The 13,208-nt window shown below is 73.1% G+C and carries 8 protein-coding genes and 1 pseudogene; 5 read left to right on the top strand and 4 right to left on the bottom strand.

Annotated elements, in window-relative coordinates; genetic code table 11:
* The first annotated feature begins 13 nt into the window (after window positions 1–13).
* Window positions 14–820, top strand: coding sequence for a DeoR/GlpR family DNA-binding transcription regulator (locus tag AB0N80_RS04515; RefSeq protein ID WP_363387303.1), 807 nt, complete (start codon window positions 14–16; stop codon window positions 818–820).
* A 6-nt stretch (window positions 821–826) separates the two neighbouring features.
* Here the strand turns inward: AB0N80_RS04515 and AB0N80_RS04510 are convergent, their stop codons facing one another.
* Complete coding sequence (locus AB0N80_RS04510) at window positions 827–1,939, bottom strand: PQQ-dependent sugar dehydrogenase (protein ID WP_363387306.1); 1,113 nt, start codon at window positions 1,937–1,939, stop codon at window positions 827–829.
* Window positions 1,940–2,134: 195 nt separating this feature from the next.
* Here AB0N80_RS04510 and AB0N80_RS04505 point away from each other — a divergent pair, with 195 nt between their 5' ends.
* Window positions 2,135–2,761, top strand: a complete 627-nt coding sequence (locus AB0N80_RS04505; RefSeq protein WP_315993720.1) for a TetR/AcrR family transcriptional regulator C-terminal domain-containing protein — start codon at window positions 2,135–2,137, stop codon at window positions 2,759–2,761.
* Between the two features lie 10 nt (window positions 2,762–2,771).
* Here the strand turns inward: AB0N80_RS04505 and AB0N80_RS04500 are convergent, their stop codons facing one another.
* Both AB0N80_RS04500 and AB0N80_RS04495 read right to left on the bottom strand, forming a co-directional pair.
* Window positions 2,772–3,581: a DUF1206 domain-containing protein gene (locus AB0N80_RS04500; RefSeq protein WP_363577798.1), complete on the bottom strand. Its 810-nt coding sequence runs from the start codon at window positions 3,579–3,581 to the stop codon at window positions 2,772–2,774.
* A 16-nt stretch (window positions 3,582–3,597) separates the two neighbouring features.
* On the bottom strand, window positions 3,598–4,278 hold the full coding sequence (locus tag AB0N80_RS04495; RefSeq protein WP_363387313.1) for a phosphatase PAP2 family protein: 681 nt from the start codon (window positions 4,276–4,278) through the stop codon (window positions 3,598–3,600).
* A gap of 120 nt (window positions 4,279–4,398) precedes the next feature.
* Between AB0N80_RS04495 and AB0N80_RS04490 the strand changes: the two are divergent.
* The 3 genes and pseudogenes from AB0N80_RS04490 to AB0N80_RS04480 all read left to right on the top strand — a co-directional run.
* A pseudogene (locus AB0N80_RS04490) lies at window positions 4,399–6,072 on the top strand (amidase); the annotation flags it as partial.
* Between the two features lie 365 nt (window positions 6,073–6,437).
* Window positions 6,438–9,311, top strand: a complete 2,874-nt coding sequence (locus tag AB0N80_RS04485) for an aminotransferase (RefSeq protein ID WP_363577796.1) — start codon at window positions 6,438–6,440, stop codon at window positions 9,309–9,311.
* A 59-nt stretch (window positions 9,312–9,370) separates the two neighbouring features.
* Window positions 9,371–10,399, top strand: coding sequence for an agmatine deiminase family protein (locus AB0N80_RS04480; RefSeq protein ID WP_315993724.1), 1,029 nt, complete (start codon window positions 9,371–9,373; stop codon window positions 10,397–10,399).
* A 14-nt stretch (window positions 10,400–10,413) separates the two neighbouring features.
* Here AB0N80_RS04480 and AB0N80_RS04475 read toward each other — a convergent pair whose 3' ends face one another.
* Window positions 10,414–13,164 carry a family 78 glycoside hydrolase catalytic domain gene (locus AB0N80_RS04475; protein WP_363577794.1) on the bottom strand — a complete coding sequence of 917 codons (2,751 nt, stop codon included), beginning with the start codon at window positions 13,162–13,164 and terminating at the stop codon, window positions 10,414–10,416.
* Window positions 13,165–13,208 lie beyond the last annotated feature (44 nt).

Below are 13,208 nucleotides of genomic sequence, written 5' to 3'. Positions count from 1 at the left end.
TAGACACGACCGCATGGACGCATCCACAGCCACGACGAAGCGGCGACTGCCGGCGGGGCGCAAAGCGGAGTTGGCCGCCTACGTCGCCGATTCGGGCCAGGTCACCGTGGTCGACCTCGCCTCGCACTTCGGCGTCTCCATCGACACCGTGCGCCGCGACCTCGACCAGCTCGACCGCGAGGGCATCGTCGTGCGCACGCACGGCGGAGCCGTCAGCGCCATGTCGGTTCCCGGTCGCGATCGCGGCCTCGACGTGCGCTCGCAGATGCAGATCGCCGAGAAGGAACGCATCGCGGCCCTCGCCGTCGAGCTGATCGAAGACGGTTCCGTACTGATGCTCAACGCCGGCACCACAACGCTCGCCGTCGCCCGCGCCCTGCGCAACCACCGCGACCTGACGATCGCGACCAACAATCTGCGCATCCCGGCGGAGATCTCGCCCTCGGCGTTCCGCGACCTCTTCATCTTCGGCGGCGCGGTGCGCACGATCACGCAGGCGACGACGGGGCCCGTCACGCTCGCGATGAACTCGCACTCCCCCGAGGTCGACATCCGGTGCGACTACGCGCTCATCGCGGTCGGCGCGGTCGACGGCTCGGGCTTTTCGACGAGCAACCTCGGCGACGCCACGATGATGACCGAGATGATCCAGAAAGCCGATCGCACGGCGATCCTGGCCGATTCCTCGAAGCTCGATCGCCGCCTGTTCGCGCAGATCGCGCCGCTCGAGAAGGCGGACTACCTCATCACCGACGCGCCGCCGTCGCCCGACCTCGCCGCGGCCCTCGCCGAGGCGGGCGTCACCGTCCTCACGCCCTGAGCGCCCTCAGTCGCGAACGAGCGGCACCCGGAGGATGGCGTCGGTGTCGCCTCCGCCGCGGTCGGTGTTGCTCGTGACCACCCACACGGCCCCGTCGGGCGCGGCGACCACATCGCGCAGGCGGCCGTAGTCGCCCACGAGATACTCCTCGGCCGACGCCAGGTCGGACGTCGGCACGACGCGGACCCGCTGGCCACGGAGGTTCGCGATCACGACCGCGCCGTCCACGACCGCGAGGCCGCTCGGGCTCGCCTCGGCGGGAGCCCACTGCTGCACCGGATCGACGAACCCGTCCCGCCCGCCGATGCCCTCGACCTCGGGCCAGCCGTAGTTCGCGCCCGGCTCGATGACGTTCAGCTCGTCCCACGTGTTCTGACCGAATTCCGACGCGTACATGGTGCCCTCGGCATCCCACCCGATCCCCTGCGGGTTGCGGTGGCCGAGGCTCCAGACGGGCGAGCCGGGGAAGGGGTTGTCGGCGGGAATCGAGCCGTCGGCGGCCACGCGCAGGATCTTGCCGCCGAGCGCCTCCGGGTCCTGGGCGGCTCGCGGTTCCGACGCGTCGCCCGCGGTGACGTAGAGCATCCCGTCGGGCCCGAAGGCGATGCGCCCGCCGTTGTGGATGTTCGCGGACGGGATTGCGTCGAGCACCGTCTGCGCGGCGCCCAGGCGCAGTGCCCCGGGCTCGCCCTCGAGCGGCGACCGTAGCACGCGGTTGTCGTCCGCGGTGGTCGCGTACGCGTAGAGGAAGCCGTCGCGGACGGCGATGCCGAGGAGTCCGCCCTCCCCGCCGGGCGCGACGCCCGGGATCGCCCCGACCAGGCGCGCGTCGCCGTCGACGACCTCGAGGATCTCGCCGGTGTCGCGCTGGCTGAGCAGGATCACGCCGCCGGAGGACGCCACCGACCACGGCGTCGTCAGTCCGTCGACCACGACCGCGGGGTCGCCGAGGGCGGGCGCGGAGCCGGGCGCCGACACGCGGGGAGAGGTGGACGGTGACGCCGTGGGGACGGCATCCGTCCGCCCCTCGGGCGCACACCCGGCGAGCGCCGTCAGCCCGAGGGCGATGAAACCGGCGACACCCGCGCGTCGACGGGGAAAAGCGGCTGGAGCGGTCATGGGTCTCCTCGTCGGCGTGGTCCTCCTGGGATATCCGACCCGCCTGGGTGACGGGTGGGGGTTGCCCGGACGCCCGCTGCGATCCCCGGCGATCGCACCCCGCGCGGGCGGATGCCTCAGCGTCCCGCGCAGCCGCGCACGGCCCGCGCCACGCGCATCGCGTACCGTGGTCGGACACCACCGAAAGGCCCCGCCGTGCCCCGGCCGACCCAGCCCAAGCTCTCGCGCGACGCGATCGCCCGCGCCGCCCTCGCCCTCGTCGACCGTGACGGCAGCGAGGGCGCGAGCATCCGCCGCGTCGCCGACCGCCTCAAGGTGCACCCCACCTCGCTCTACAACCACGTGCCCAATCTGGCCGCGCTGGTCGAGGACGTGCGCGCGCTCGTGTCGTCGCGCATCGACTCGTCGTTCCTGCGGGACCGGGAGTGGGAGGAGGGGCTCCTGCTCTGGGCCCGCTCGTACCGCGACGCCTTCCGCCGGCATCCGAGGACGATCCCCCTCCTCATGTCGCACCGCTCGTCGGCGCCGCTGTTGATGTCGCAGTACGAGGACTTCGCCGTCGCGGCCGAGGGCGTCGGCTGGACGAGCGAGGACATCCTGCCGCTGCTGACGGCGTTCGAGTCGTTCATCCTCGGCAGCGTGCTCGACATGAGCGGACCGGCGGTGATGTTCGACCCGACCGGGCAGGAGGCGGCCGTGCCGCGCTTCGCCGCCGCTTACGCCACGCTCTCCGCCCACGACCCGGTGGATCCGGTCGCCACGCGCGCGTTCGAACTCGGCCTGTCGCTGCTCATCGCCGGAGCTCGGCCCCGCGCCGCCTGAGCGACGCTCGTCACATGCGGGCGTAGCGCGCGCGGGCGAAGCAGAACAGGCCGTACACGACGAGTCCCGCGCCCACGAGCCACAGCACGAACTGTCCGAAGGGGAGCCCGGCGAGAGCGCGCAGCGCCGCGTCGAGTCCGCCCGCGGCGTTCGGATCGTGCGCGGAGGCGGCGACGAGGAACAGGATGCCGGCGACGCCGACCGCGATGCCCTTGGCGATGTAGCCGACCATCCCGAAGATGCGGATTCCGCGGCCGATCTCCCCGCCCGGGCTCGACAGCCGCTTCAAGAAGGCCTTCGTGACGCCGCGCACCACGAACGCGACGCCCACCGCCGCCACGACGAGCCCGATGAGGACGAGCACGAAGACGCCGCCGGGCATCGCCATGAGCTGGGCGCTCAGCGTGCGGGAGGAGTCGGCCGACTCGGAACGGCCTCCGAGCACCGCCGTGAGGGCCGTGGCGCCGATCGCCCCGTAGGCGACGGCGGTTCCGACGTACTTCGCGCGGTGCGCCCAGCGCTTCTTCGTATCCGGATCGCGCTCGGCGACGGCATCCGCGATCTGCCACACGGCCAGAGCGGCGAGACCGATGACGATGACCCAGAGCAGCAGCATTCCCGCCGGCGCCGCCGCCACCTGCTGGATCGCACCGCTCTGATCGGCGCTCTCGCCCCCGCCGCCGGTCGCGATCGAGATGGCGATCGCCCCGATGAGCAGGTGCAGCAGCCCGAGGACGACGTAGCCGATCCGCGCCGCGACGCGGAAGGCGGTGGAGTCCTGTGCCTTATCGGCCGCGGAGGAAGCGGAGGCGGAAGTCATCCGTGCACGCTAGCGCTCAGGAGTCGACCTCGGCCACCCGTTGCGCGCGACGCACGCGCCACACTTCCACCAGCGCCCACACGAGCGTCGACACCGCGACGCCCTCGAGGAAGCCGGCGACGACGTCCGACAGCCAGTGCGCGTGGAGGTAGGTGCGGCTCCACATCATGAGCAGCACCCAGACCGTCCCCGCGACCCAGATCCATCCGCGGCGGAGGATGAGCGCGAGCGTGATCGCGATCGTCGTGGCCACCGCCGTGTGACCGGAGGGGAACGAGGTCGCCTGCGTCTCGGCCAGCGAGTCGGTGGGCCGCGCGCGGGCGATGACGGCCGCCAGGGGGGCGCCGATCAGCACGACCAGGGCGATGGCCCCCGCCACGTTCAGGGCGTCCCACGGGCGCTTGACCAGCAGGAACACGATGGTGGTGGAGATGCCGATCACGATCATGCCGATGGTGCCGCCCACCGTGGCGGGGATCCAGGCGATGATCACCACGACGGGGTTCGCGAGCGCGGCCATGGTGTCGTCCCACCACTGGTCGAAGGCGAGCGGCGCACCCCCGTCGAGGTCGACCGCGAGCCGCAGCGCCACGAAGAGCACGGTCGCGACGACGCCCACGATCAGCGCGACGGGTCGGCGTGAATCGGTGCGTGGGCGGTCGGGCAGGAGTGCGGGTTCGTCGGTCGTGGCATCCATCCTCGAATCGTGCCAGGACGGCGCCGCCCAGGGGTAGCTCTTGCCGAGTGGGGGGGGGAACGCTCGTGGGGACGGAAATCCCTCTCGAACTCACAAAACAAACGGTGTAGGTTTTCTGCCATGACCACCGAGGCCTTCACCGTCGTCGAAGCCGACATCGACCGGCTGCGCGCCGCCCTCGACGCCGGCGATGTCACGAGCGTCGAGCTCGTCGCCCGGTACCTCAACCGCATCGCCGCGTACGACCGCACCGGCATCCGGCTCACCAGCGTCCCCGTGCTCGATCCCCGGGCCTTCGCGCACGCGCGGGCGAGTGATCGGCGTCGCGCCCGAGGCGAGACGATCGGCCCCCTCGACGGCATCCCTTTCACGGCCAAGGACAGCTACCGCGTCGAGGGTCTGCCCGTGGCATCCGGCTCCCCGGCGTTCCGCGACCTCATCGCCGGCGACGACGCCTTCGCGATCGAGCGCCTGCGCGCGGCCGGGGCGGTGTTCCTCGGACTGACCACGATGCCCCCGATGGCGGCCGGCGGCATGCAGCGCGGCGTCCACGGACGCGCCGAATCGCCGTACAACGGCGAATACCTCACCTCCGCGTTCGGCTCGGGTTCGTCCAACGGCTCGGGAACCGCCACAGCCGCCAGCTTCTGCGCCTTCGGCCTGGGCGAGGAGACCTGGTCGTCGGGTCGCGCGCCGGCCTCGCACAACGCCCTCGTCGCGTACACGCCCTCGCGCGGCGTCATCTCGGTGCGCGGCAACTGGCCGCTCGTGCCGACGATGGACGTCGTCGTGCCGCACACCCGCACGATCGGCGATCTGCAGCACGTGCTGGACGCCGTCGTCGCCGACGACCCGCAGACCGAAGGCGACCTGTGGCGCACCCAGCCGTGGATCCCGCTGCCCCGCCCGTCCGAGGTGCGCCCCGACTCCTTCACCCGGTTGGAGCCCCTGCCGCTCGCGGGCCTGCGGCTCGCGGTGCCCCGCATCTACGTCAACGGCGATCCCGACAACGCCTCGCCCATCCTCACGCGCGACAGCGTGATGCGACTGTGGGAAGACCTGCGCGGCGACCTCGAGGCCGCGGGCGCCGAGGTGGTCGAGACCGCTTTCCCCGTCGTCGACCGCTACGAGAAGCTGCACGACGGCGACGAGGACTTCCTCGACCGCGGGTTCGTCACGCGGGAGTTCCTCGACGACGAGGTGGGCGACCTCGCGGTGTGGGCGATGGACACGTTCCTCCGCACCAACGGCGACCCGGCGCTGCCCCGGCTGTCCGACGCCGACCCCGCGCTGATCTTCCCCCACCCGTCCGGCGCCCTGCCCGACCGCTACGGCATCTGGCACTACGACATCTCGTACGACATCGGCGAGTACGTCGCCCGCGCCGCGGAGTGGGAGTCGGATTGGCGCGACGTCGCGAGCCTCGAAGACGGCCTCCGCGGCCTCGAGCACACCCGCCGCGTCGACGTCGAGCAGTGGATGGACGCCGAGGGTATCGACGCCGTGATCTTCCCCACGCAGTCCGATGTCGGCCCCGCCGACGCCGACGTGAACCCCGCCTCGGCCGACATCGCCTGGCGCAACGGCGTCTGGGTCTCGAACGGCAACCTCGTACCCCGCCACCTCGGCATCCCGACCGTCACCGTGCCGATGGGCACCATGGACGACACCGGGATGCCGGTGGGCCTCACCATCGCCGGGCCCGCCTACAGCGACGTCCGCCTCGTGCAGCTCGGAGCCGCGATCGCCGGCCTCGGGCAGCGCCGCACCGCCCCTGCGCGCACGCCCGCCCTGCCCGACGAGGCGCTGTTCGCCGCCCCCCGGCCGACGGGCGAGGGAGAGCTCGCGGTCGTCGTCGACGAGGTACGCCGCGACGGCGGACTCGTGCGCTTCCGCGCGACGATCACCGGCGGCACGGCCCGCGACCACGCCGCCTACGTCGACGGCGTGCGGGTCGACGTGGAGGTCGAGGGCGACCACCTCCGCGGGATGGCCCGCGTCGCGCCCGACGCGTACGGTGAGCCCGTGAGCGAGTGGGTCGCTCCCTTCGGTCCGCTCGTCGTCGTCGCCGTGCGCGACGCCGGCGGAGCCGTCGCCGGCGCCGTGGGCACGGCATCCGACTCTCCCCTGTGACACCCGCATCACCCGAGGAACAGCCCGTGAACGACACGACCCCCGTCCCGGTGTTCGACTACTTCCGCCAGGTCGACCTGCCCACCCCGACGCTCCGCGACGACGAGGTGCAGTCCCTCTTCGCCGAGACGTTCGGCGTGGAGATCGACGTGCAGGCGCTCGGCAGTCAGCAGGACCAGAATTTCCGTGTGTTCCCTCGCGGATCGACTGAGCCCCTCGGCGTGCTGAAGCTCAGCAATCCCGTCTTCAGCGAGGCTGAGATCGACTTGCAGGATGCCGCGGCGTCCCGCGTAGCCGAACGGAGCCCGCACGTGCGCATCCCCCGCATCGTCGACGGCCCTCACGGGCCGATGTCGACCTGGTGGGACTCCAGCCAGGGGCGCATCCACGCGCGCGTGATCGAGAACATCGCGGGGCGCACGCTCACCGGCTCGAGCTACCTCGCGCCCGCGGTCGTGGAGGGACTCGGCGCCCTTGCCGGTGCGGTGAGCCTCGCGCTCGCCGACTTCACGCACCCCGCGAGCGGCCGCGTGCTGCAGTGGGACCTCCGCCACGCCGCGCGCGTGATCGACACCCTGCTCCCCCTCGATCCGGACGCCGAGGTGCGCGGCACCGTGCAGCGCGCCGCCGACGCGGCCCGGGCCGCCCTCGCGCCCGTCGCCGACGCCCTCCCGCTGCAGGCCGGGCACTTCGACGTCACCGACGACAACGTCCTGCGCGCCCCCGGCGCGACAGTGCCCGACGCCGTCATCGACTTCGGCGACGTGTGCGCGTCGTGGCGGGTGGGCGAGATCGCCGTCACCGTCTCCTCCGTGCTGCACCACGACGGCGCCACCCCCGAGAGCGCCTTCCCCGCGATCCGCGCCTTCGACCGGGCGCGCGACCTCGGCGACGACGAGATCACGGCGCTCTGGCCCCTCGTCGTCCTCCGCGGAGCCGTCCTCGTGCTCAGCGGGCGCGCGCAGGTGCGCCTCGACGACGCCAACGACTACGCCTCGGGGGCGCTCGAGCGGGAGTTCCGCATCCTCGAGCAGGCGGCATCCGTGCCCCTCCCCGTCCTCACCGCGGCGACGCGTGCGGCCCTCGGTCGCCCGCGGCGGAGCGAGCCCGGCTGGACCGGGACGCCGCTGCTGCCGCCCGGGCGCCGCGTCGAGCTGGACGCCTCGACCGAGTCTCCGCTCAACGACGCGGGAGCCTGGCTCGACGCCGCGACCCTCGACGACGCGGCCCTCGCCGCACTCGACGCCGGCGCCGACATCGCGACCGTCCCCGCGTGGCGCGCGCGCCTCACCGGAACGACCGACCCGCTCCCCTCGACCGCCGAGACCGTGCCCACCGACGTGCTCGTGTGGCTCGCCGAACCGCTGCTCCTCGACGGCGACACCCGCGTCGACGGCGATGCGCTCATCGTGACGGAGGATGCCGAGGCCCTGACGATCAGCGGAGCCGCCGCCGCTGCGGCATCCGGAACCCTCCCCGCGCGGACGCGATTGTCGGTGCGGCGGAGCGTCGACGGGCTCGTCCCTCCCCCGCGCACCACCCGCGCCCTCGCCGACGCGTGGCGCGAGGTCGCCGGCGATCCCGGAGCCGCCCTCGGCCTCCCTCCCACCGCACCGGCGCACGATGACTCCCTGCAACGGCGCCACGAGGTGCTCGCCGAGGTGCAGGAGCACTACTACGGGGTGCCGCCGCGCATCGAACGCGGGTGGCGCGAGCTGCTCATCGACGTCGAGGGCCGCGTCTACCTCGACATGGTCAACAACGTCGCCTCGGTCGGTCACGCCCACCCGCACGTCGTGGCGGCGGGATCGCGCCAGATGCACCTGCTCAACACCAACTCGCGCTTCCATTACCGCGCGATCGCCGACTACGCCGACCGCATCGCCGCGACCCTCCCCGACGGCTTCGACACGGTCTTCTTCGTCAACTCCGGGTCGGAGGCGACCGACCTCGCGATCCGCCTGGCGATGGCGGCGACCGGACGCCCCGACATCGTCGCGATGCGCGAGGCGTACCACGGCTGGACCTACGCCAGCGATGCGGTGTCGACCTCCATCGCCGACAACCCCTTCGCCCTCGAGACGCGACCCGAGTGGGTGCACACCGTCGACGCGGCGAACTCCTACCGCGGAAGACACCGGGGAGCGGATGCCGTGCGGTACGCCCCCGAGGCGGTCGCGGTGATCGATGGGCTCGCGGCATCCGGTCGGCGACCCGCCGGGATGATCGCCGAGACGTACTTCGGCAACGCGGGCGGCGTCGCGCTCCCCGACGGATACCTGCGCGAGGTGTACGCGGCCGTCCGCCGCCACGGCGGTCTCGCGATCGCCGATGAGGTGCAGGTCGGCTACGGACGGCTCGGCGAGTGGTTCTGGGGTTTCCAGCAGCAGGATGCCGTTCCCGACATCGTCGCGGTCGCCAAGTCCATCGGCGGCGGGCACCCGCTCGGAGCCGTCATCACGCGCCGGGAGATCGCCGACCGCTACCGTACGCAGGGCTACTTCTTCTCCTCCACCGGCGGATCGCCGGTGTCGTCGGCCATCGGCATGGCCGTGCTCGACGTGATCGAGCAAGAGGGCCTGCAGGAGAACGCGCGGGTCGTCGGCGGACACCTGCAGCGCCGCCTCGAAGAGCTCGGCGAGCGGCACGACCTCGTCGGCGCCGTGCACGGATCGGGGCTCTACCTGGGGCTCGAGTTCGTGCGCGACCGCGAGACCCTCGAACCCGCCACGACCGAGACCGCGGCGATCTGCGACCGTCTGCTCGAGCGGGGCGTCATCATGCAGCCGACCGGCGACTTCCAGAACGTGCTGAAGATCAAGCCTCCGCTGGTGATCACGCGGGCCTCGGTCGACGTCTTCGTCGATGCGCTGGACCGTGTGCTGAGCACCGGCTTCTGACCCCGCGCGGCATCCCCCGCCGCTGAATCCGCCCCCGTACCGAACCCCAGGAGCCCGCCATGTGGCGCATGCCCATCGAATCCGCCCCGCACGAGCGCACGTGGATGGCCTTCCCGCGCGAGGGCGTCACCCTCGGCGAGGGTGCCGAGACCCGCGACGAGGGCTATCGCGCGTGGACCGAGGTCGCGCACGCCGTGGCGCAGTTCGAGCCCGTGACGATGGTCGTCGATCCGACCGAGATCGCGCGCGCCCGGCGCATGCTGTCGACCGACGTCGAGATCGTCGAAGCGCCCCTCGACGAGTTCTGGATGCGCGACGTGGGCCCGACCTTCGTCGTCGACCCCGACCGCCCGGGCGTGCTCGGAGCCGTCGACTGGATCTTCAACGGCTGGGGCGCCCCCGACTGGGCCGAGTGGCAGAAGTCGGCGCTGCTCGCGCGCGTGGTCGCCGCGCACGCCGGCGCCGAGCGCATCGACTCGCTGCTCGTGGCCGAGGGCGGCGGCCTGCACGTCGACGGTCGAGGCACCGTGCTGCTCACCGACACGGTGCAGCTCGACCCGCGGCGCAACCCCTTCGCCGACCGCGCGCGGGTGGAGGCCGAGATGGCGCGCACGATCGGCGCGACCGACGCCATCTGGCTCTCGCGCGGCCTCACCCGCGACTACGACGACCTCGGCACGAACGGCCACGTCGACATCGTCGCGACCTTCGCCTCGCCCGACCACGTCCTCGTGCACGAGCAGACGGATGCCGCGCACCCCGACGCCGAGGTCTCGGTCCTCGTTCGACGGGAGCTCACCGACGCCTTCGCCGCCCTCGGTCGGTCGGTGACGATCACCGGCGTCCCCGCCCCCTCCACCCTGCGCGACGAGCACGGCTGGGTCGACTGGAGCTACATCAACCACCTCGTCACCAACGACGGCGTCGTGCTGTGCGGCTTCGGCGACGACGCCGCCGACGCGCGCGCCGCGGAGATCATCGCCGACGCCTATCCCGGCCGACGCGTGGTGACGATCGACTCGCGTCCGATCTTCGATCGCGGCGGTGGCATCCACTGCATCACGCAGCAGCAGCCGAAGGTGGGCTGAGCGGGGGCGCGCCCTCAGCGATCCAGATCGCGCAGCGCGGCGTCGACGGCGGCGACCACCGCCGGCGGCGCGGCCACGGCGGCGAGTTCGGCACGCAGGAGGCGGCCGGGCACCCAGCGGATGTAGGCGTCGAACTCGACCTGCATGTCGACGTCGTGCGCGCCCAGGGCGGCCGACACGACCGCGCACGCGCCGGGGGTGTCGGCGACGACGGCGAGGTCGCTGTCGACGCCGACCGGCTCTCGCGGCGGCGCGAGCGGTGCGTCGACCATCCACCGATGCTCCCCCGCCGTGACCTCGAACACCGGCCGATCGCCCAGCTCGACCCGCGCGAGCATGCCGTGCGGGACCGTCGCCGTCACGGCGATCGCCTCCCCCGCGCGCCGCCACCGCACCCGGGCGCGACCGAAGGGGGTGTCGTGCACCGCCTCCGCCCACGTGAGGGCCTCGACGAACCACGGCCGCACGTGCACGCGCGCCTTCTCGACCCCCAGGCCCGCCACCCGTCGGTGCAGCACGTCGCCGACGGCACCGAGCGCGTAGTGGTTGAGCGACGTCATCCCCGAGGGATGCACCGTCCCGTCGGGGCGCACGGCATCCCAGCGCTCCCACATCGTCGTCGCGCCCATCGACAGCGGGTAGAGCCACGAGGGACACATCGTCTGCAGCAGCAGGCTCTCGGCTGCGGCCTCATGGCCGTTGTCGAGGAGCGCGTCGAGCACGACGGGAGTGCCGAGGAACCCCGTCGCCATCCGGTATCCGCCGGCGCGCAGGAGGAAGGCGAGACGATCGGCCGCGGCCTGTCGGCGCTCGGCCGGGACGAGCCCGAAGGCGAGCGCGAGAGCGTAGGCGGCGGGGGCATCGGATGCCAGACGCCCGGCCGGGGTGAGGTACGCCTCGCAGAACGCGGCGCGCACCTCCTCCGCCAGCCGCGCGTAGGCCTCCCCGCCGCCGGCGCGCGCGACCAGGTCGGCGGAGCGGAAGAAGTACGCCGTCGCGACGAGTCCCGGGTCGGCCTTGGCCTTGTCGGGGCGCGAGACGGTGGGGTCCAGCCAGTCGCCGTATTGGAAGCCGGTCTCCCACAGCCGCCCGGGTCCCGCCGCCTCGGCGACGGCGTCGACCCACGCCCGCATCGAGGGCAGCAGCTCCGCGACGATCACCTCGTCACCGAGACGAGCGGCCATCACCGACGGCACGATCGTCACGGCATCCCCCCATCCCGCGGCCATCACGTCGCCGAGCGCCGGCAGCGGGTCGGGCACGACGGTGGGGACCCGTCCCCCGCGCGGTTCCTGTTCGGCGCGCAGGTCGCGCAGCCAGGACGCGTAGAAGGCGCCGGCGTCGAACAGCGTCATCGCCGTCGCGGCGAACACCTGCGCGTCACCCGTCCACCCCAGACGCTCGTCGCGCTGCGGGCAGTCGGTCGGCAGCGCGAGCGCGTTGCCCTCGAAACTGCGCACGATGTTGGCGTGCAGTCGGTCGAGCCGATCGTCGGAGCACGAGAACCACCCGGTGCGCCGGAGGTCGGTGCGCAGGACGTCGATCACCACGCTCGCAGGATCGACCGCACCGCCGGTGATCTCGACGTAGCGGAACCCGTGGAACGTGAAGGCCGGTCCGCACACGCGGGGCCCGGTCCCGTCGAGCACGAACTCGTCGATCGCCGCCGCCGCACGGAGGGGCCGGACGTTCAGGGCGCCGTCCTCGAGCACCTCGGCGTGCCGCACGGTCACGCGCGAGCCGGCGACCCCGTCGGCGACGAGCCGCACCCGCCCGACGACGTTCTCGCCCACGTCGAGCAGAAGGGTGCCGGCGGCGCTCGGTAGCACCCGCGACCCGCGGAGGGTGCGCACGCGGCGCACCGGCTCCACGTCGATCACCGCCGGGAGGCTCATCGGCGCGATGCACGCGGGGGTCTCCCACCCGGACGCATCGAAACCGGGCTCGCGCCACCCGCCCTGCGCGCGGCGGAAGTCGACGCGCTCGCCCGCGTACAGCCCGCTGGAGACGATCTCGATGCGCCGCGTCAGCCGCCACCGCTCGTCGGAGCCGATCTCCTCGACGCGCCCGTCGCGGTGCGTCAGCCGCAGCACGGCTCCCACGGCGGCCTGGTCGCCGTAGAAGCGCTCGGCGGTGTCGCCGAACCCGTACCGTTCGGTGAACCACCCGCCCGCGGCGCGGACGGACAGCACCTGGGTCGCGCCGGGGCGCAGCAGCGCGGTCACGTCGGTCGTGGCGAGACCCAGCCGTTTCCGGTAGGCCGTCCACCCCGGCGCGAACAGCGCGTCGTCGACCGGGATGCCGTCGATCGCCGCGTCGAAGACACCGTGGGCCGTGACCCACAGGCGCGCGGCGATCACGGTGTCGGCCACGGAGATCTCGCGCCGCACGGCGAACGGCGCGGCTTCCGTGTCGGGGCCGTCGATGGCGAGCAGCGGCGCCGTCCAGGGCCCGGGGAAGACCACCGCCTCGATCTCGGCGGGCCCGCTCCACGGCATCCATTCGTCGTCGACGCCTCGCACGCGCACGCGCAGAGTGTGGCGGGCGCCGGCGGCCAGGTCGGCGAAGGGCCACGGCACCAGCACCCCGTGGGCGGGCACCGCGACCGGTTCGGCGTCGTCGAGACGCAGCTCGGCGCTCTCGGCCCGCCATCCCGTCGGCGCGTCGACGGTCCACGACACGGGAGGGCGGGGCTCCGCGGCGACGGAGACGTCGCGGCGGCGGCCGATGCGCGGGCCGATCAGCCGCACGGACGGAGAGATCACACGGGTCCTTTCGGTCGCGATGCCGCCGCCGGACACGACGGCGG

Source organism: Microbacterium sp. NPDC089188 (assembly GCF_040685155.1).
Taxonomy (GTDB): domain Bacteria; phylum Actinomycetota; class Actinomycetes; order Actinomycetales; family Microbacteriaceae; genus Microbacterium; species Microbacterium galbum.
This window is presented reverse-complemented; position numbering and strand designations above follow the sequence as displayed.